17 protein-coding genes and 2 pseudogenes are annotated in these 19123 nt (G+C 64.7%); 7 read left to right on the top strand and 12 right to left on the bottom strand.

The features are described from left to right. Positions 1-92 precede the first annotated feature (92 nt). Positions 93-959 carry a PE family protein gene (locus tag MMSP_RS08660; protein WP_020786307.1) on the top strand — a complete coding sequence of 289 codons (867 nt, stop codon included), beginning with the start codon at positions 93-95 and terminating at the stop codon, positions 957-959. A 29-nt stretch (positions 960-988) separates the two neighbouring features. Here MMSP_RS08660 and MMSP_RS08655 read toward each other — a convergent pair whose 3' ends face one another. Next, positions 989-1420, bottom strand: a complete 432-nt coding sequence (locus MMSP_RS08655; protein ID WP_036426345.1) for a hypothetical protein — start codon at positions 1418-1420, stop codon at positions 989-991. 138 nt (positions 1421-1558) lie between these two features. Continuing rightward, positions 1559-2464, bottom strand: a complete 906-nt coding sequence (gene mshB, locus MMSP_RS08650) for an N-acetyl-1-D-myo-inositol-2-amino-2-deoxy-alpha-D-glucopyranoside deacetylase (protein ID WP_020786305.1) — start codon at positions 2462-2464, stop codon at positions 1559-1561. Positions 2465-2636: 172 nt separating this feature from the next. Between mshB and MMSP_RS08645 the strand changes: the two genes are divergently transcribed. Beyond that, a complete protein-coding gene (locus MMSP_RS08645) occupies positions 2637-3251 on the top strand; it encodes a TetR/AcrR family transcriptional regulator (protein ID WP_020786304.1) in 615 nt (204 codons plus the stop codon). A gap of 28 nt (positions 3252-3279) precedes the next feature. Here MMSP_RS08645 and MMSP_RS29545 read toward each other — a convergent pair whose 3' ends face one another. From MMSP_RS29545 to MMSP_RS08620, 5 genes are all read right to left on the bottom strand, one after another. Further along, positions 3280-4410, bottom strand: coding sequence for a PE family protein (locus tag MMSP_RS29545; protein WP_020786303.1), 1131 nt, complete (start codon positions 4408-4410; stop codon positions 3280-3282). A 187-nt stretch (positions 4411-4597) separates the two neighbouring features. Further along, on the bottom strand, positions 4598-6799 hold the full coding sequence (locus tag MMSP_RS08635) for a PE family protein (protein ID WP_036426343.1): 2202 nt from the start codon (positions 6797-6799) through the stop codon (positions 4598-4600). Between the two features lie 210 nt (positions 6800-7009). Beyond that, positions 7010-8917 (bottom strand): ABC transporter family substrate-binding protein, encoded by a 1908-nt coding sequence (locus MMSP_RS08630; protein WP_084472667.1) that lies wholly within the window; start codon positions 8915-8917, stop codon positions 7010-7012. Positions 8918-9014: 97 nt separating this feature from the next. After that, complete coding sequence (gene typA, locus MMSP_RS08625; protein WP_020786300.1) at positions 9015-10901, bottom strand: translational GTPase TypA; 1887 nt, start codon at positions 10899-10901, stop codon at positions 9015-9017. A gap of 251 nt (positions 10902-11152) precedes the next feature. Beyond that, positions 11153-11566 (bottom strand): (deoxy)nucleoside triphosphate pyrophosphohydrolase, encoded by a 414-nt coding sequence (locus MMSP_RS08620; RefSeq protein WP_106407442.1) that lies wholly within the window; start codon positions 11564-11566, stop codon positions 11153-11155. 253 nt (positions 11567-11819) lie between these two features. Here MMSP_RS08620 and MMSP_RS08615 point away from each other — a divergent pair, with 253 nt between their 5' ends. Continuing rightward, on the top strand, positions 11820-12104 hold the full coding sequence (locus tag MMSP_RS08615; RefSeq protein ID WP_020786298.1) for a 4a-hydroxytetrahydrobiopterin dehydratase: 285 nt from the start codon (positions 11820-11822) through the stop codon (positions 12102-12104). A gap of 25 nt (positions 12105-12129) precedes the next feature. Here the strand turns inward: MMSP_RS08615 and MMSP_RS08610 are convergent, their stop codons facing one another. Then, positions 12130-13398 (bottom strand): mannosyltransferase, encoded by a 1269-nt coding sequence (locus tag MMSP_RS08610; protein WP_020786297.1) that lies wholly within the window; start codon positions 13396-13398, stop codon positions 12130-12132. 141 nt (positions 13399-13539) lie between these two features. On the opposite strand from MMSP_RS08610, the gene MMSP_RS08605 reads away from it, so the two are divergent. Further along, positions 13540-14154 carry a hypothetical protein gene (locus MMSP_RS08605; RefSeq protein ID WP_020786296.1) on the top strand — a complete coding sequence of 205 codons (615 nt, stop codon included), beginning with the start codon at positions 13540-13542 and terminating at the stop codon, positions 14152-14154. Then, complete coding sequence (locus tag MMSP_RS08600) at positions 14114-15145, top strand: hypothetical protein (protein ID WP_369797348.1); 1032 nt, start codon at positions 14114-14116, stop codon at positions 15143-15145. The genes MMSP_RS08605 and MMSP_RS08600 overlap by 41 nt, the downstream gene beginning before the upstream one ends. Before the next feature lie 31 nt (positions 15146-15176). Here the strand turns inward: MMSP_RS08600 and MMSP_RS25795 are convergent, their stop codons facing one another. Further along, positions 15177-15323 (bottom strand): hypothetical protein, encoded by a 147-nt coding sequence (locus MMSP_RS25795; protein WP_020786294.1) that lies wholly within the window; start codon positions 15321-15323, stop codon positions 15177-15179. A 24-nt stretch (positions 15324-15347) separates the two neighbouring features. Then, positions 15348-15923, bottom strand: a complete 576-nt coding sequence (locus MMSP_RS08595) for an HhH-GPD-type base excision DNA repair protein (protein ID WP_020786293.1) — start codon at positions 15921-15923, stop codon at positions 15348-15350. Positions 15924-16183: 260 nt separating this feature from the next. On the opposite strand from MMSP_RS08595, the gene MMSP_RS26740 reads away from it, so the two are divergent. Beyond that, positions 16184-17305 carry a hypothetical protein gene (locus MMSP_RS26740; RefSeq protein ID WP_152522440.1) on the top strand — a complete coding sequence of 374 codons (1122 nt, stop codon included), beginning with the start codon at positions 16184-16186 and terminating at the stop codon, positions 17303-17305. Between the two features lie 99 nt (positions 17306-17404). Here MMSP_RS26740 and MMSP_RS27460 read toward each other — a convergent pair. After that, positions 17405-17494, bottom strand: a pseudogene (locus MMSP_RS27460) (transposase); the annotation flags it as partial. 241 nt (positions 17495-17735) lie between these two features. On the opposite strand from MMSP_RS27460, the gene MMSP_RS25785 reads away from it, so the two are divergent. Beyond that, positions 17736-18221 carry a DUF2510 domain-containing protein gene (locus tag MMSP_RS25785; RefSeq protein WP_235065715.1) on the top strand — a complete coding sequence of 162 codons (486 nt, stop codon included), beginning with the start codon at positions 17736-17738 and terminating at the stop codon, positions 18219-18221. A gap of 521 nt (positions 18222-18742) precedes the next feature. Here the strand turns inward: MMSP_RS25785 and MMSP_RS29775 are convergent. Beyond that, positions 18743-19011 (bottom strand): annotated as a pseudogene (locus tag MMSP_RS29775) (alpha/beta hydrolase); the annotation flags it as partial. Positions 19012-19123 lie beyond the last annotated feature (112 nt).

The following is a 19123-nucleotide window of genomic DNA, read 5'->3' as shown; positions in this document are numbered from 1 at the left end:
AGCACGCGCCATGTGTTTGGTGAGTCCGGGGCGAACCGCCGCGGATCGCGATACGCTAGCAGCCAAGTAGGTACAGCAGGGGGTGTTACGCCATGTCGTATGTGGCCGCCGTGCCGGAGGCGCTGACGGCAGCCGCTTCGGATGTAGCCGGTATTGGTACAACCATCAGCTCGGCCAACGCCGCAGCGTCGGCTCCGACGACCGGAGTGCTCGCAGCCGCCGGCGACCAGGTATCAGCCCAGGTCGCGGCCCTGTTCTCGTCACATGGCGAGATCTACCAGCGGCTCAGCTCGCAGCTCTCGACCTTTCACGGCCAATTCGCCGCGGCGTTGAACACCAGCGCCAACTCCTATGCATCCGCCGAGGCCAACGCCGCCAAGACCCTGCTGAGTGCGGTGAACAGCCCCGCCGAGAAGCTGCTCGGGCAGCCGCTGATGGGCCAGGGCGGCATCGTGGCCAACGCGGTGAGCAAGGTCCAGAGTGTTTTCGCGGGCGCCGGCTCCAACGCGCTGGGCGCCAACGCCAGCATGTTGGCGCTGGCGCCGACGGGCGGCGCCGCCACCGCGGCGGCCTCCGGCTCGCTGCTGGGACCGATCGCCAGCGCCGCCGCCGCGCCGGCAGCAATCCTGCCCGTGTCGGTGGCCACCGCCATCCAGAACTTCTACCTTGCCGTCGAGCCGTGGGTGCAGTACGGCTTCAACCTCGCCTCGTGGGCGGTGGGCTGGGTGCCATGGATCGGCATCCTGGCGCCTCAGATCAATTTCTTCTACTACCTTTTTGAGCCGATAGTGCAAAGTGGCCTGTTCAATACGCTCGACTGGCTAGACGGCACCATCACGTTCAGTCAGGGGCTGAGCAACTTCTGGTCGGCGACCACGGCGTCGGTCAACCAATTCATCCAAACCGAGATCAACTGGATACGGAACTTCTTCCCGCCGTTCCCGCCGCTGCCGTTCTGAGCAGCTGAGCACCGCCTCGGTCCGCGCGGCTAGGCGCCGTTGGGGCGGTCGCGGACTTGGCGCCGCCAGAGCACCCATCCCGGCGGCAGGGCCCCCAGCACGATCAGGATCAGCGCGCCGTAGGCCATCACTCCACGCCCACCGAGCACCACGTCGTCGCCGGGCCCACCGAAGCTCAGCACCGCCACGGTCGCCAGCCATGTCCACAACGGCAGCGCCGCCACCCGATGCGATGTGGTCCATCGCTCGGCCGCCCAAACCAGCGCGGCGTTGACCAGTCCGCTGATCAGTGCACTGATCGGAAAGGGCACCGAACCCAAGTAGGTCGGCAGCAGCAGAGCCCCCATCAATGCAGACAGGACGCCGTCCACGGCCAACAACGTCAGCACTACGGCACGTATCGCGGGATCGATTGCGCCGGCCTCTTCACTCGAGACGACGCGCGATTGGGTTGCGGTCAGGTCGGGACGCTATCGATCTGGGACAGGATCGAACCGATGACCCACTGCAGACTGTCCAGCCTGTCCTGCCAATGCTGCAAGTTGGGGTCCAGGTCGGGGTCCATACGGGTTTCCTTCCATGGCTGCCTGATTGGCAGCCTACGTGCCAAACCCGGTGAAGCCCAGACCAGCAAGCAGATCTGTTTCCCAGCCACGCTCGTCGCGGGCCCCCGCCCTACCAGCGACAAGCAGATAGTGCTCATCGGCCAGAATCGGCAACGCCATGTTGTTGGACAGCGCACACGCGCGTCCGGACGGGCCGACGGTGACCTGGGTCGCGTGCGCCGCAAGCGCGGCGATCTTGGCCGCCCGCGCGTCCGAATCGCCGGTCACGACGGCGTCGATGCACTCGTCCGGGTAGATAAAGGGGATGTCTTCGGGCGGTAGCACCCACTCCGGCAGTAGATCGTCGGGCGTCAGCGCCTGCCGGCCCGCCAGGAACGCGCTCAGCCCCAAGACGGTCCAGTAGAACTTCGGCACCACCCAGGGGTCACCCGGGTAATCGCAGTCGCCCACCGAACCCGCCGCGGCCACCGCGGCAGTGGTGACGACGTGTGCCTGGACGTGGTCAGGGTGGCCATAGCCGCCGTCGGGGTCATAGGTCACCACGACGTGCGGGCGCAGCTCCCGAATGATCGCGACGAGCGCCCCGACCGCCTCCCGGTCGTCGGCGTCGACGAATCTGCGCCGACTCCGCTGCTCGGTGCCAGCCATGCCCGAGTCCCGCCAGCGGCCCGCACCACCAAGGTAGATGGGCGCATCGACCCCCAGCCGCTGCAATGCCGCGGTGAGTTCACCGATGCGGTAGCCGCCGAGTTGGTCGGCGTGATCGACCGCAAGTTGGGCCCATCGGTCGCCGATAACCTCACCCTCTTCACCCAGGGTGCAGGTGACGACGTGGACCTGCGCCCCGCGCGCGGCGTAATGGGCGATCGTCGCGCCGTTGCTGAGGCTCTCATCGTCGGGGTGTGCATGGACAAACAGCAGGCGCGGTGTCTCAGGCATGGATTCCTTCCCCACCTTCCCTACCCGCCACACACACGGCCGCGGCCCATCCCGGCCACGCGGCCCGTCCAGAAACGCGTAGGCCGCTTGTAATATTTGCAGTGACAAGCGTCAACAACGCAATTGCGTTCGATTCCGAGAAATAAGAGACGCTAACGGCTACTATTGAACGATGGCACAGCTGTCCGAACCCACGCTAACCCCCTACCGGAGCCGGCGACGCGGCGAGGTACTCGAACGGGCCTTGTATTCGGCCACCCTGGCCGAGCTCATCGCAGTCGGCTACGGCAGGCTGACCATGGAAGGGATCGCGGCGCGCGCCCAGACCGGCAAGGCCGCGCTGTATCGGCGTTGGGCGAGCAAACATGACCTGGTCCAGGCCGCGCTGCACTATGCGGTGCCGCCACCCCCGGAACCGCGCCCCGGCCCGTCAGCTCGAGAGAACCTGCTGACCGTCTTCACCGCACACCGCGATGTCCTCGCCGGCAAGACCGAGTTCCCGGGCCTGGTGGCCATCGGCCAGCTGATACACGAGCCCGAACTGCGTGCCATCTTCGCCAACTCCGTGGTCCATCCGCGACTCAAGATCATCGATTCGGTTCTGCGGGCCGCCATCCGCGAAGGTGACCTGGATCCCGACACCGTTACCCCGTTTACCGCACGCATCGGGCCCGCGTTGATGAACCAGCACTTCATCCTCACCGGGACGCCGCCGAATCGGCGGGAATTGGCACTCATCGTCGACACGGTCATCCCCCCCAAGCGCCCCGCGCCGTCGGACAGCTGAACGAACGCACACAACCGCGGGGTTGTACCTATGCGCCAGTGATCAAGCCGACCAAGTCGGCGCCCATCACCAAGCTCTGATCGAAGGCGCCCACCAGACCGCCGATCTCACCGCTATTGAAGACCTGAGCGGAACTGCCGAGCAGCAGGCTAGAGGTGAAGTTTGCCGGCACCTGCGCACCAACGAGGGTGTTTGCGGCCTGCTCGCCCGTTCCAATGAGCAGGTTGGCGACATTGAAGCCGCGGTTGAGCGCACCATTGAGGGCACTATCAGTACCGAAGACACTCTGCTCCCACGCCACTTCGTTGGCGACCAGGGCGTGGTTGAAGCTGAGCTGATTATTCACCATTGCGGTGTTGAAGCCAATCTGAGCCGCTTCCAGCTGCTCCATGAAATCACCTACCGGACTTGCTGACAGCGTCTGTGCAGCGGCCGGGAACACACTTGACGCCGACGGCAGCAGCGACCCACTGCCCGCGAAGATGCCAACCAAGTCGGTGGGAACCATCTGGCTCTGGTCGAAGGCGCCGAGCAGGCCGCCGATCTGGCCGTCGTTGAACACCTGAGCCGAACTGCCCAGCAGCAGACTGGAGGTGAAGTTCGTTGGCACCGGAGCACCCAGGAGGGTGTTGATGATTTGCTCGCCGGTTCCCAACAACAGATTGCCCGCGTTGAAGCCCCGGTTGAGTGCCCCATTGAGAGCACTGTCGGTACCAAAGATTAGTTTCTCGAGCGCGACCTCGTTGGTGACCAGCGCATGGTTGAACGCGAGCTCGTTGTTGACCAGGGACGTGTTGAAGCTGATCTGCAGCTGCTCGAGTTGCTCCAAGGGGCTCGAGGACGCCGCGGCTGCAGCCACTGCCCGCAGTGGCGAGGCATTGGCCGATTCCGCGCCGGCATAGGCTTGCGCACCCGCGTTCAAGGTTCGCACGAACTGATCGTGAAACTCCGAAAGCTGCGCGCTGAGCCGTTGATAGGCCTGGCCATGCGCATCGAACAACGCGGCGATTGCCGTCGACACTTCGTCGGCGGCCGCCGGTAACACTCTCGTCGTCGCCACCGCCGCCGCTGTGCCGGCCGCATTGATCGTCGAACCAATACCCGCCAAATCTGTTGCGGCCGAGGTCAGTACTTGCGGAGCGGTTGTCAAGAGCGACATCGTGCATCACCACCGGTTCAAGCGCACGACCACTGAGCGCACAGCCCGGTCGTGCGGCTATTGCGAATGCACAGAGCCTAGCCCCGCTCCGGTGCAGACATGCCGGGTTTTCACCAATTGATCCAGAAATATTCACATCTGACGCACATCAACGTTGGTGCCGCCACGATAGCGCCCCTAGCGATAGCTACTCAGGAATTTCACCACCGACCTCGGTCCCTACCTCAACACCACCCGAGGCGGAGCCGGTCAGCTGACCGATCAGCTCCGGCAGGCGGCCGTCGAGTGTCACCTGGATCGGAACACCGAAGACGCTCAGGAAGGCCCCATCCATCAGGAATTTCTGCTCCACCGCACCGAGCAAGCCACCGGTCGTCACGCCACCGAAGGCATCGGCCGAACCACTGGCCAGCAGGCTGCCGGTGAAGTCCGCGGGCACCGGGACACCCAAGAGCGCGTCGACGGTCTGCTGTCCCGCACCCAGAGTGAAGTTGACCATGTTGAAGGCGTGGTTCACCGCGCCATTGAGGGCACTGTCGGTGCCGAAAATCGCCTGCTGCAAAGCCATCTCATTGGTGTCCAGTGATTCGTTGAAGGCCAGTTGACCGCTGAGCACATCAGCATTGAAAGCCGCTTGGGCTTGGCCGAACTGGCTCAACCACGACGCATCGACCAGTGCTGGGCCTCCCAAAGCCGCGTTGAGCAACAGCAACTGGTGCGCCACACCAGGCAGACCACCGGTCGGTATGTCGCCCTCGAGCGAGCCGCCGACGAGCAGGCTGCCGGTAAAGCTGGCCGGCGTCGGGGCACCCAGCACGGCATTGACGGCTTGCTCTCCCGTACCCACCAGTAGGTTCACCGCGTTGAACCCGTGGTTGACCGCGCCGTTGAGCGCCGCATCGGTGCCGAACAAGGCCTGTTGCAGCGCAACCTCATTGGCAACCAAGGACTGGTTGAACGCGAGCTGGCCGTCGACAAAACCGGCCAATACCCCGTTTTGGGCTTGACCCAGTTGCGCGAGCACCGCACCGGGCAGGCCTGACACGGTGTCCACCAGTACCGGGAACCCGGAGAAGTCACCGGTCAATCCCGCCGCGACGGCGGCATTGAACTGAGCGCCCACAGCGGACAGCTCACCACCCAAGTTGCCCAGCACGTCAACACCGCCCATGAACCCGGTGAGTCCGGTGCCGAAACCACCCGCCAGCGACTCACCGGTCTGGATCAGCGCGGCAAGCCCCGGTAACCCACCACCCAGGCCGCCCGACAACATCCCACTCACCTGGGTGCCCAACGTGCCAAGCGCAGCGTTAAAGCCGCCGGCCAGTGATTCACCGGTTTGGATCAGCGCAGAGAGGCCGGGCACTGCCGTACCCAAACTCCCGGACAAGGCCGCGCTCAATTGAGCGCCCAAACCCGAAAGGGCAGTGCCAACACCGCCCATCAGCACCGCCCCGGCTTGCACCAGCCCGGACAAGTCTGGAAGCTCCCCGCCGACGGCGCCCGACAGGACACCGGCCACCCGAGAACCCAGCCCGCCGACGGCGTCGTTGAAGCTGCCGGCCAGCACCTGCCCCGTCTGCACCAGCCCGGAAACACTGGGCAGTCCTGCGCTCAAGTCGCCCGACAGCCCAGCGCCGAGCTGGGCCCCCAGGCTCGACAGGTCCGGGAGCCCAGCACTGAGGCTCCCGCTCAAAGCGGCGCTCAGCTGAGTTCCCATGCCCGAGAGCGCAGCGTTGAAACTGCCGGCCAGCGACTGGCCGGTCTGCACCACTCCAGAGAGGCCGGCACCGATCTGAGCACCGGGCACCTGTCCACCGAGCAGCAAGCTGGTGCTCAGACTCGCCGGAATCCGCGCCCCCACAAGGGTGTTCACGAATTGTTGGCCGGTACCCACCACCAAGTTGGTGGCGTTGAAGCCGCCGTAGATCACCCCTCCGACCAAGCTGTTGGCGCCGCCAACCGCATCAATCACGGCCGCCTCGTTGGCGACCAGCGCCTGGTTGAACGCGAGCTCGCCGCTGACCAGGTTGGCGGTGAAGCCAGCCTGCACCCGGCCAACCTGTTCAAAGAGCCCGCCCGGCCCGGCCGCCAGCACCGCTTGCGCATTGGCGACTTCGCTGCTCGCATAAGCGTCCGCGCCGGCACTGAGCACTCGGACAAACTCATCGTGAAACAGCGCCGCCCGGGCGCTGAGCTCCTGATATGCCTGGCCGTGTGCACCGAACAAGGCCGCGATGCCCGCCGACACCTCATCGAGACCTGCCGGGATCACACCGGTGGTCGCCAACGCTGCGGCGCTGCCCGCCGTGTCTATCGTCGAGCCAATACTTGCCAAATCGGTTGCTGCCGCACTCAAATACTGCGGTTCCGCAAATACAAAAGACATTTCGGGCCTCCCCACCACGGCTTCAATGGCTTCGCTAGCTTGATTGCTGGCCATCCCCGGCCCGATCAGGGCAGCCCTGAGCGGAGCGTATCGCGATGTGGGCGGCGACTGCGCGGTTTCTGCACAATCCGTTGATGATTGGCCCAATAGAGCGCAGAAAGAAAGCGAAAATGGCCATTTCCCATAGCTTTACGGGAGCAACGGCGGAAGCTAGGGGCCGGTCTTCACCCACTGGCCGGCGTCACCGACGATGCCGACCGGCACCGAGCCAGACAAGCTGACATTCCGAACACTAGGGCCGACCGCAACGATGGTGGTGTCCTGCAGGATCGGCAACACGGTCCACATGTTCCACAGCCGCGGCTCGACCGCGGTGATCACGTCGTTGATGTTCTTGGTGCCGTTGAGTGCGGCATCGATGTTCGACTGGATGCTGGGGTCGCAAATGCCGGTGAGGTTCGACGGCGCCCGAAACAGTGCGTTCGGGCCGGGTGGCTCGCTGGGCGCGGGCGGCACCGGTGTGACGGCGCTGGGCACCGCAGACGGCATCGAACCCGTGGTTGCTGCGGGTGTGTTCGCCGGTATCGTCGGCTCCCAGACCTCCGTGGTCTGCAACGCCGGGCAGCCATAGCGCGACGCCAGCAATGTCGCGAGGTTTCCGCCGGCCTGGTGCCAGCCCACGATCGCGTCGACCCGGTTGTCGTTTAGGGCGTCGCCGTAGAGCGTGACCGGGTCCAACGCCAGTACGGAGGCCGCGATCCCCACGTTGCGCAACTGGTCGGCCGCCGTGTTGGCGACAGCCACGGACGTCGGGTCGTTGGCCGCCACCCCGATGACCAGCGTCAGCTGTCTGCCGTCCTTGCTGATGCCGCCGCGGATGACTTCCGGCGGCCCCGTGCTGACCGGCGTGGTGGTGGACCCCGGCCCCGGCGGCGCCGGCGAAACCGAGGTGTTGCTCTCGATCTGGTAACCGGCTCCTTCAAGAAGCGCCAATGCTGCGGAGGTACTCAGCGCCGGCGGTGCGGTCGGTACATAGCCCGGGTCACTCGGTGAACGGACCTGGGCCTGGTCCAAGGTGACGGTGTTGTCGCTGCCAGCCCCCACAGCGGCGAGCAGGTCAACATCGAGCAAACCCAAAATCGCCTTGCGCACCTGCGCTTCGGCCAGCTTGGGCTGATTTGCCCGGAGCGTGAGCTGCATGACCCGCGGGGTCACGATCCGGGCGGTCCGCACGTCGGGAATGGCCGACAACTGGGCGAACGCGGCCGACCCGCCGTGAACTTGGGCCACCTGCGTGTCGCCGTTGCGCACCGAGTCGGCCAGCGCCGCAGGCGCCCCGGCACGGCGAAACAGGATCAGGGAAGGTCTGGCCGGAGGCCCCCAATAGCGGTCGTTGCGGGCGATCAAGATCTCGTCGCGCTGCGGGTCGATGTTTTCCACCCGGAACTGCCCGCCCGTGACGGGCAAGGTGCGCGCCAGCCCCGCGGCGAAACCGCCCGGAACGTCCTTGACGATGTGCGCTGGCAGCAGGTTGTCAAACAGCTCTCGCCAGGCCGGGTAGGGCTGCGCGAAGGTGACGACGGCCTGCTTGCCCCCCTCCAGTGATTGGACGGCGGTGATCAGGTCGTAGCCGGCCGGATCAACGACACCAGGCTGGCTGACCATCTGCCGCCACAAGTACCAGAAGTCGTCGGCAGCGATCGGCGCGTTGTCAGTCCATTGCGCTTCCGGACGGATCTTGTAGGTGACCGTGAAGGGCGATTGGCCGGTCACCTCCGCGGACACCAGCAAGGTGGGATCCATATCCCAGCGCGAGCCGGTCGGCGAGTTCGGATCCGGCACCGGCCGGAACGCACTGGGCAGCACCAACGCGCTGATCGCCGCGTTCACCGGCGACAGATCGGACAGCAGGTGCGGGTTGAACCCCGCGCCGATCGAGTCGATGCCCATGATGATCTGGGTCGGATGCGGCGGCGGCGGTGGGGTGTTGTGGGTCGTGTCGGTGCTCTGCGGCGCCGGAGGCGGACTCACCGTACAACCAGACAGCGCCACACCTAGCGCTGTGATCAGCACACCGACCGTCAGGCAAACGCGGCGTACTGGGCTGAACACACCCACCAGGGTATCGAGGCGGTCCTCGCGCGTGATGCAGCTGCGAAAAACCGAACCGGATTTCGCACTGGCGTCACGCTCACGTTCGCGGGGCGCCCCCAAGCTAACCTCGGGCCTTGGCCCGGGACCGGCTGCGAGCCCGCGAGGTGGCGTCCAGCTCGACCTTGCGAACCCGGATGGCCTCCGGTGTCACCTCGACGCATTCGTCGGGCGCGCAGAACTCTATGGCCCGCTCCAGGTCGAGCTCGAGCGGCTTGGCCAGCGTCTCTATCACGTCCGCGGTCGATGACCGCATGTTGGTCAGCTTCTTCTCGCGGGTGACGTTGATGTCGAGGTCCTCGGCCCGCGGGTTGATGCCGACGACCATGCCCTCGTAGGTGTCCTCGCCGGGCTCCACGAAGAACTGACCTCGATCGGCAAGCTGGAGCAGCGCGAAGGGGGTGATGACCCCGGAACGATCCGACACCAGCGACCCGGTGTGCCGGGCCCGGATCTCCCCCGCCCACGGCCGGTAACCGTCGAACACGGCGTTGGCGATGCCGGTCCCCCGCGTCAGGGTGAGGAAATCGGTGCGAAAGCCGATCAACCCGCGGCTGGGCACGATGAAGTCCATCCGGACCCAACCGGCGGCATGATTCGTCATCTCTTCCATGCGGCCCTTGCGCCCGGCCATCAGCTGGGTGATGGCTCCGACGAATTCGTCCGGACAGTCGATGGTCATCGCCTCGAAGGGCTCGTGCAGCTGGCCGTCGATCGTCTTGGTGACCACCTGCGGCTTGCCTACCGTGAGTTCGAAGCCCTCCCGGCGCATGGTCTCAACCAGCACGGCCAATGCAAGTTCACCGCGCCCCTGCACTTCCCAGGCATCCGGGCGCCCGATGTCGACGACCCGGATCGAGACGTTGCCGATCAGTTCGGTGTCCAGGCGGCCTCGGGCCATGCGGGCCGTCAGCTTGTGCCCGGAGACCTTCCCGGCCAGCGGCGAGGTATTGGTGCCGACCGTCACCGAGATGGCCGGTTCGTCGACGGTGATGCGCGGCAGGGCATGCGCATGGTCCGGGTCGGCCAGCGTGTCGCCGATCATGATCTCCGGCAACCCCGCCACAGCGACGATGTCCCCGGCAACCGCCTCGTCGGTGGTGCTGCGCTCGACACCCTCGGTGGCCAGCAATTCGGTGATCTTGGCGCTCGTGACCACGGGCACCCCGTCCACCTCGCGTAGCCAAGCCACCTGCTGGCCCTTGCGCAGCTTGCCGTTGTAGATGCGGACCAGGGCGAGCCGGCCGAGGAAGGCCGACGCGTCCAGGTTGGTGACCAGGGCCTGCAGCGGAGCCTCGGAGTCGCCTTGCGGCGGCGGAACGTGCTCGAGCAGGACGTCGAACAACGGATCCAGGTTGGTGCCGTCGGGCGCCTGACCATCGGCCGGCTCGATGGTGCTCGCGATGCCCGCGCGCCCCGATGCGTACAGCGTCGGCAGCCCCAGCGCATGCTCAGCCGCCGCGGCCGCCTCGTCATCGAGATCGGACGCGACATCGAGCAGCAGGTCGTGGCTGGCCTCGACCACCTCTTTGATGCGGGCATCAGGCCGGTCGGTCTTGTTGACCACCAGGATCACCGGCAGATGCGCGCTCAGCGCCTTGCGCAGCACGAACCGGGTCTGTGGCAGCGGGCCCTCGGACGCGTCGACCAACAGCAGCACCCCGTCCACCATGGACAACCCGCGCTCGACCTCGCCGCCGAAGTCGGCGTGGCCCGGGGTGTCGATGACGTTGATCACCGTCACCGTTCCATCCGGATGGTGTCGGTGCACGGCGGTGTTCTTGGCCAGGATGGTGATGCCCTTTTCCCTTTCCAGGTCACCGCTGTCCATGACACGTTCCTGGACTTCACCGCGTTCGGTAAGGGCACCGGATTGCCGCAACATCGCGTCAACCAGGGTGGTTTTGCCGTGGTCGACGTGAGCGACGATGGCGACATTGCGGAATAGCACGTCGGTGATTGTGGCAGCGCAGGCAGCGGAAGGCGAACTGGGCCGGTGAGTCGACCCGTTGATCGAGCCCCCGGTTCGGGCTGTCGCGCTCGGCGTGTCGCCCCCGGTGAGCCCCGGGAATCGGCCAAAAAGGGCCTACCACCCGCGCGGTAGCGACACCGAACCACTTCGCGCGGCCACATCGGGCACCGACCGGCTACGGGTCACAGCGTGAGCAACACCATCCCGATCAGGGCGTGGCAGGCGGCCGATTAACCCGTCGGCGGGGCTGGCCGCAGCGCCCGGTCCAGGTCGGCAAGCCAGCACCGATCGGCCGGTACCCAGTCGACATCGTCTAGTTGATCGGCCGTCACCCAGCGCAACGCACGGTGGTCGCGCGCGCATGGGTGCCCGCGCAGCAAACGCACCCGGTATGCCCGCAATACGGTCTTTTCATCCAGCACAACGTCGGCCCCCAACCGCTCGCCGACCGCGACATCGTCGACGCCGAGTCCGAGTTCTTCGACCAGCTCGCGAGCCAGCGCGGCAGGCTCGGTCTCGCCGCCAGCAACCTTTCCGCCAGGAAGCTCCCATCGACCGGCCAGCTCCGGCGGCCGGACCCGCTGCGCCACCAATACGGTGGCGCCGCAGATGATGGCTCCGGCAACGACGATCTGATTCGGCATCGCCAGTGACGGTATCTCGCCGAGTCGACCCGGCAGCGCCACTTCCCAGATCCGGCGGACTGCGATCCGACCGAAGCCATGTTGCCCCAACACCCCCCAGCCCTGCGCCACCGCAGCCTTGACTGCGCGCCAAGCCGGCTTGGGCAAGCCAAACATGATGGCGCGCAACGACGAACTGACACACCGATCCCGATGCCGCAGAACCCGGATGGGCTAGGCAGCACCCATGAACCCACGGCGTACCGTTGGCCACATGGCTGTGTTAACTGATGAGCAAGTAGACGCCGAACTGCCCGGCCTCAACGGCTGGCAACGGGCCGATGGAGCGCTGCGCCGATCCATCAAGTTTGCAACTTTTCTCGATGCGATCGATGCCGTGCGCCGGGTGGCCGAGCACGCGGAAAGCAAGGACCATCACCCGGACATCGATATCCGTTGGCGGACAGTTACTTTCGCACTCGTTACGCACTCGGCGGGCGGCATCACGCAAAACGACATCGACATGGCCCGCGACATCAACGGCATCGTCGGCGACTGACCAGCGCCTCGCCACGCGACCGGGACTAGCGCGCCCGCTGACGCGTCGTCGCAATCCAGCCGAGGGTCGCCAGCGTTGCCACCACATAGACCAGTCCGGCCCACGCCAGGTACCAGGGTCGGCCGATCTGCCAGATGGTCGGCTGGGCGAAACTCAGCAACCACGGCACGCCGATGACGGTGAGCGCCAACCAACCCCAACCCAGGATCCGCGCGCCGAGCCGATCGCGCAGCGGGCCGCTGAGAAGCCAGATCATCAACGGCACCAACCACACCCAATGGTGGGTCCACGAGATCGGCGAGAGCAGCAAACCAAAAAGTTCGATTACCAGTAGCTTGCCCAGGTGATCGGCGGGCTCGAGCGCTCGCCAGGCCAGGACCGCCAGCACCGCCGTGACAGCGATGGCGGCCAACACCAGCGGGCCAAAGCCCGCGTCATGGCCGAGGATTCGCGAGATTGCGCCGCGCCAGGACTGGTTGAACGACGTCGCAATGGGCCCGACCCGGTGCGCGTCTCCCAGCAAATCGGTGAAGTAGTAGCGAGCCTGACCACCCACGATCAGCAACGACACACCGACGGACACAAGGAACACGATCGCCGAACACACCGCGGCACGCCAGCGCCGGACGCCGGCCAGATAGACGGCGGTGATCGCCGGCGTCAGTTTGATGCCCGCCGCTACGCCAACCAACAGGCCCGATAACCACCATCGCGTGGTGTAAACCGCCCACAGCGCCGCAAGCATCAGCAGGACGTTGATCTGCCCGTAGTCGAAGGTGCTGCGCAGCGGCTCAATCCAGATGGCGACCGCCGTCCACACCATCGCGGCGCGGTGACCGCGCTCGGCCGGCACGCCGATCAGACGCTGGCTGATCCGGACCGCGCCGTACAACGCGGTGATGGTAGCGAGCTGCCACAGGAATGCGACCAGCCCGAAAGGCAGCAGATGCAGCGGGTAGAAGACGACCGCCGCAAACGGCGGATACGTGAAGGGCAGCGGAAAGTCAGGCGTCTGATCTGCGTAAACGTAGCTGTACAGGCTGCCGGGATGGCCAAGGGCCGCCGCTCCGCCGACATAGACATGCAGGTCGACAAAGTTCGCTCCGTTGGACGTCAGGTAGGTCCAGGCGAGTCGCGCGGCGACGCTGAACACCAGCAGCAACGGCGCGCCACGGCGCCCCCAGACCTTCGGCGATACCGCCTTGTGCCGAGTGGTGCTTGCCGCCGGGGCGGCCGAGGTCGTGTCGATGCGACCGACTCTAGTGCCGACCCAATTGCCCAGGTGACCGGTCACCGCTATCGCTCGTATCCATAACGATCAAATAAATGCCACACGTGTCACTTGAGTCACATCCGTACCGCGATAGCTTCGGCAACCGGGACCTGTCACTACCAACCATCACCCGGGACCTGTCACTAATAACCAGGGAGAGTCATGCCAACCATCTGGACGTACGTACGCGCCGCCGCCGTCTTGGTCGGTTCGTCCGCTGCACTACTGACGGGCGGAATCGCCCATGCAGACCCGGCGCCGGCGCCGGCTCCTGCTCCCAACATCCCGCAGCAGCTGATCAGCTCGGCCGCTAATGCGCCCCAAATCCTGCAGAACCTGGCGACGGCCCTGGGCACCACGCCGTTGCTCGGCGCCCCGCAGGCTCCGCAGCCGGTGCCCGCAGCACCCGGCCTCGGCTCGGTGCTGCCCGGGCTGGCCCCGGCCGCCCCGGCGACCGCCCCGGCGATTCCCGGCGTGAACACCCCGATTCCGGGGATTACCGCGCCGGCCGCGCCGGTTGCGCCGTCCCCCGCGACGGCGGTAACGCCGTCCATCCCCGGGGTGAACGCCCCGATCCCGGGGCTCACCGCACCGGCACCCGCCGCTCCGGCGGCACCAGCGGCCGCACTTCCGGGGTTGGCGTCGGCAATTCCCGGTCTGGCTCAGGCCGCTCTGCCGGGGCTGACCGGGGGCGCCATTCCGGGACTCCCGGCCCCCGGCGCTGCGCCGGCCGCACCTGCAAACCAGCCCCAGACGTTGCTCGCGGCCCTGCCCTGAGCGTCTCGTCCGACGGCTAAAACCATCATCTAGGACCGGGAGAAATTACGTGGCAAGCACTTGGAGTCTGTCCAAAGGTTTGGCCGCCGTCGTCGTCACCTCGGCTGCCGCGTTCGGGCTTTGCCCGGGCGCGGCAGCCGACCCGGCGGCGCCGCAGCCCAACCCCAACCCACAGCTACCGGGTCTGCCGGCGTTGGCTCAACTTAGTCCGATAATCCAGCAAGCGGCCGGCAATCCCGAGCAGGCGACGCAGTTGCTGATGGCAGCTGCGCAGGCATTTGCGCACAACCCGGCGGCCCCGACCGAATCCCGCAACGTCGCGTCGTCGGTCAACCAGTTCGTCCAGGAGCCGGTGAACCCGGCCCCCGGATCACCTCCGCTAGGCGTGCCGGCTCCGGCCGCCGCCCCGGTTGAGGTCGCCCCGCCGGCCAGTGCCCCGGTGCCGCATGTGCCGGCCCCGGGCGCCGAGCCTGGGACACTCGCACATCTGCCCGCGGGCGCCGCCGCTCCCGCACCCGAAGCGGCCGCACCCGCACCGGCACCCGCGCCGGCACCGGCCGCGGCACCGGGCTTTGGCCCTGACGCCCCGCCCACGCAGGACTTCATGTACCCCTCGATCGGCACGAACTGCCTGGCGGACGGTAGCAACATCATCGCCACCGCCCTCTCGGTTGCGGGCCCGGCCACCATCCCGACGCCCGGCCCCGGGCCCGGCCAGACCGCCTATGTGTTCACCGCGGTCGGCACCCCCGGCCCCGCCGAGGTGCAGCGGCTGCCGTTGAACGTCACCTGGGTGAACCTGAGCTCCGGCAAATCCGGAAGCGTGACGCTCAAGCCGCGCTCCGACATCAATCCGGAGGGGCCCACAACGTTGACCGGGATTGCCGACACCGGTTCGGGCAGCATCATGTCGACGATCTTCGGGCAGGTCACCACCAAAGAACGGCAATGCCAGTTCATGCCCACCATCGGCTCAACGGTGGTGCCCTAGCACCACCGTTGAGCCGGCCGAGACGCGAGCCTCAGTACGCCATGAACAGGATCGCGTCTCGGTCGTATTCGAGACCCGGGTGAACGCTGGCGAGGTGGGCCTGCGTGAGCTCGACCAACTCGTCCTCGTCCTTTCCGACGATGGCTTCGCCGCGCGGACACGTTATGTGTGTCTTCACGTTGTCGCCCTTCCCTCCTACTACCTACTGCTTTGCCGCCTTGGCCGCTGCCTTCATCTGTTTCTTGTGCGATCGCACCTGACCAAGCGAACGGGCGTCGACAACGTCGGCCACCGACATGTGGGTGCCGGGCTGGCCGTAGTCACCGGCCGCCGCCTGCCAGCCCTCGGGCGTCACGCCGTACTGCTTGCCCAGTAACGCCAGAAAGATCCGCGCCTTTTGTTCACCGAACCCGGGTAGCCCCTTGAGCCTGCCCAGCAATTCTTTGCCATCGGGCTCACCGGCGGTCCATATCGCGGCCGCATCCCCGCCGTAGCGGTCCACCACGATCTGGGCCAGCGTCTGGACGCGTTTGGCCATCGATCCCGGAAAGCGATGTATTGCAGGCTTTTCCGAACACAATGCGGCGAACTTGTCCGGGTCGTAGTCGGCGATGTCGCCGGCATCCAGACCACCCATCCGATCGGCGATCTTCTTGGGGCCGGCAAAGGCCGTTTCCATCGGAACCTGCTGGTCGAGCAACATCCCGACCAGCAGTGCGAACGGGTTGTTGGATAAGAGTTCATCGGCCTCGGGGTCCTGCGCTAGGCAGAGGTTCACACGTCGACTGTAGGACAACCCCTAGATCGGAGGACACCCTGGACAGCGACGAGTGGCGCCAAAGACGGTTGCTACTTCCGAGTGCAGCATGCCCTGCTAGACGAACCGGCCGGAAAGATGGCCAGGGACGAGATGTCGATCATCGCCAAACGGTAGTGGGCAAGTTCCTTCACCACACCCATCAACCGATCCAGCCGACGAGCTGATTGCGCACGGCGCGTCGCTCACATCGGACTTAGCACGGTCCCTATCGTGAAATGATGTCGACCTCGGCGACCCAGGATGAGCCAACACCACATTGGGCTTACGGCTATGGAATAGTCCCGGAAGAGACGGCTAAGGATCGGTTAAGTTCCTACGAGGCGCTGAAAAAATTCCTGGATCTATTTGACACATTACGCGATCCAAGTCGTGAACAAGACAAAGATCCATTGACGACAAAACTCGTTTCGATTTTCGATCTTACAACGAGCCTCGCGATTCGAAATCTCGCAAGCGCGCTCTTACGCCTGCTATTTGAGAGCCCAGTGAAACATGTTTCTGGGCCGGCGAAACAAGAGCAAATAAACTACCTCGTGATGCGGATTGACGATGCCTCGATAAGAGAATTTCGAGAGCATTTGGAATACTTTTTGAATTGCGCATCAGATGCGGATAAATGTCCAACAAAGAAAGATCTGATAAATTTCCTAATTGCGTGGACGAGTCGCATGCGCGGCAGGGTCTCAATGAATACCTTCGATCCAAATATGGACCCGAAACTCAGCCAAGCTATGCGCGCCTGGTCGGACGAATTGCAGATAGCGGCCAACGATTTTTCACAGGCCCTAGCCGCCGGGACCGCCGTTGAGATTGCGAACGAGGCAGCCGCAGTGGCAATACGGGCAAGCAAACTGGCCGAAGAAGCGGCCGGACTTGGTGGGGCAGCCACGCTGAGTGCTCACTTCAAGGGACTGGCCGATAAGGACGGAAAGTCCGCAACCCGGTTGACTTTACTTGCAATTGGCTGCTTGTTTGCGACGATCGGATCGGGGATGTTCATCATTGCCTCTCCAGTTTCAGCTCAATGGCAAGACACGCTATTTCGATTCGCATTGACACTCCCATTGATAGGAATCGCCGCATACGCCGCCCGAATATCTACCCACTATCGACTTCTCAGCCGTTGGGCAAAAGTGTCCTTCGTGCAGATAATTTCCGTTGGAGCGTTCGCCGAGAAGATACCCACCCCTGAAGGACGCAAAGACTTGGTACTCTTTGCGGGTCGAACAGTGTTCGGGCCGCCCGTCTTTGCCGATGAGTCGAAAACGGGTAACGTCTCTGGAATTCCACCTGAGCTACTTGAGCTATTTAAAGAGGTCGTCCGCAGAGAGACTAGGTGAAACCGCAACCTTTTTCACTATACGGCCAATCTGGCGAGTCTCACGCCCCAGCTTTGACAAGAGCTCGGCGCGAAATGTTTGCAGGGAGGAAGAACAGGGCAGACCAACGACGAACAGTAACCAACTCGATCGTTCTCCAGATAGCCCGTGCCTACACTCCGGCCCCAATAGCGCGGCACCAAAGATCATCAACCCAGCTCACAAGCCTGCTAATCAACAACGCCGGAGCCCTGGGAGGAAGAAGAGCGCGTTGGCTCCAAGTCGGTAGCAAACCCTGAAACTGGGATGGTCGATATTTGCGAACCAGTTGCCCTGTAAGCGGGTGAACGCCCACACTCGTAGCTGGGTCTAACGACTTGTCATGCCACCTCGGCAATGTCGTTCGACCTCGAACTGTAGGTTGCTGGGACCTTCGGGAGAAGGAGCAGAAATGACCGCGCCCCTACCCGCGCCGGGTTGGTATCCCGACCCATCGAACCCTGAGAAACAGATCTACTGGGACGGCACCGCATGGAGCGGGCCGCCCGCTTCAGGAGCTGCCGATAAGCACAAGAAAACTGCGGTTGCGATCGGCGTCTGTGTGCTTGTCCTCGTTGGGCTCGTGATGTCGATGCAGTCAGTCAGCCTCATGTCCGGTTCGGGTCCAGTCTGGACCGGGGTCGGTGTCGTGGCAGCAGGCACGGCTGTTGCATTCTTCTTGCGCGCTGCAACATGGGTCCGTGTCGTGGCTGCCCTGGTCTTGGCAGTTTCTCTCGCGAATGCCCTCTATATAGAGAACGAGATCGCCAAGAAGCGCGAAGAACTGACGCACATATTCGACCGCCAGGGTCCTTACTTGCTGGCCACTCTTGGTCAGCGTCTCACCACACGCTGTTCAGGTCGAACTTCTCGACAACAACCAGACCGGGGTTTATGACTTCTGTCTCCGCCCAATCGTCTAGATGAACGATCCGGATCATAGCTGCTTTGGCGCGGCCATCGGCGATCATCCTGTCGGCCAGCCAAGGCGGAAGCGCTACCACCTTCCCGCAAGCGGTTACCTGGACTGATTTTGGCAAGGTGCCGGAGGCGGTTCATTTGGATGTGGTCATCTGACCGCCCGTTCGGCCATGTTCCGGATCATCCAATCCCCAACGGAGACACCCGCTGCGTGCAGCATCGGGTTAGCCCGTTGGCCACCGCGAAGAAGGCGGTTCGAAGCCACCATGTAGTCGTGTGGTGCGTTGGGGCAGTGCCAGTTGTCGACTCCTTCTGCTTGCGTCGGGTGATCTGTTGAGCAAGAGAAGCCCCGCAGAATCCAACGCCGAGTATCGCGTTGGTCGATGCGGTCGGCGTTCGCTGACCGATCTTTCGAAGCCCGGCCGCCTCCTGTAACTGCTTCCACGTATCAGCCTACGAATGTCGCAGGCGCAGCGTATGGGCTCTCCGCGTCGAAGCGCCCAAGCCGCCGAACTCGGGACGATGGCCCGGGTAACCGTAGCGGTACCCGGCACGAAGTGGTTGTGGATGATCAGCCGGTCTGAGTCGGCAGGCATGAACTAACCCTCCCGCGGAACGCCGTCCACAGACGGAAAGAAGACGTCCTCACAGTCCAGACCAACCTCGTCGGGGCGTCGAAGTAAGGGCGCACGACGGCCCGCCGTTGTGCCGGTGGTCCATAACTGGACGAAGCTGTCGAATGCTGCTCGCGCCTGATCGTGTGGAATACCAGCAACCCTTGACATAGACGAACACGTCGTGTGCGTTTGACGCTACGCGTGTCCTGGTCACAGGTGCTGAGCAGAATGCGTAGCGCAGTTGTCAAGGTCTACTGCTGGT

Origin of the sequence: Mycobacterium sp. 012931, from assembly GCF_000419295.1 — a bacterium.
Classification (GTDB): Bacteria; Actinomycetota; Actinomycetes; order Mycobacteriales; family Mycobacteriaceae; genus Mycobacterium; species Mycobacterium marinum.
Note: the sequence above shows the minus strand (reverse complement) of the source record. Positions and strands in the feature narration are given on the sequence as shown.

What these genes read in the sequence shown, in the direction of transcription:
- MMSP_RS08660 (WP_020786307.1), top strand. Translation starts at nt 93, where the DNA reads ATGTCGTATGTGGCCGCCGTGCCGGAGGCGCTGACGGCAGCCGCTTCG.
- mshB (WP_020786305.1), bottom strand. Translation starts at nt 2,464, where the DNA reads ATGCCTGAGACACCGCGCCTGCTGTTTGTCCATGCACACCCCGACGAT.
- MMSP_RS08645 (WP_020786304.1), top strand. Translation starts at nt 2,637, where the DNA reads ATGGCACAGCTGTCCGAACCCACGCTAACCCCCTACCGGAGCCGGCGA.
- MMSP_RS29545 (WP_020786303.1), bottom strand. Translation starts at nt 4,410, where the DNA reads ATGTCGCTCTTGACAACCGCTCCGCAAGTACTGACCTCGGCCGCAACA.
- MMSP_RS08635 (WP_036426343.1), bottom strand. Translation starts at nt 6,799, where the DNA reads ATGTCTTTTGTATTTGCGGAACCGCAGTATTTGAGTGCGGCAGCAACC.
- MMSP_RS08620 (WP_106407442.1), bottom strand. Translation starts at nt 11,566, where the DNA reads ATGCCGAATCAGATCGTCGTTGCCGGAGCCATCATCTGCGGCGCCACC.
- MMSP_RS08615 (WP_020786298.1), top strand. Translation starts at nt 11,820, where the DNA reads ATGGCTGTGTTAACTGATGAGCAAGTAGACGCCGAACTGCCCGGCCTC.
- MMSP_RS08605 (WP_020786296.1), top strand. Translation starts at nt 13,540, where the DNA reads ATGCCAACCATCTGGACGTACGTACGCGCCGCCGCCGTCTTGGTCGGT.
- MMSP_RS26740 (WP_152522440.1), top strand. Translation starts at nt 16,184, where the DNA reads ATGTCGACCTCGGCGACCCAGGATGAGCCAACACCACATTGGGCTTAC.
- MMSP_RS25785 (WP_235065715.1), top strand. Translation starts at nt 17,736, where the DNA reads ATGACCGCGCCCCTACCCGCGCCGGGTTGGTATCCCGACCCATCGAAC.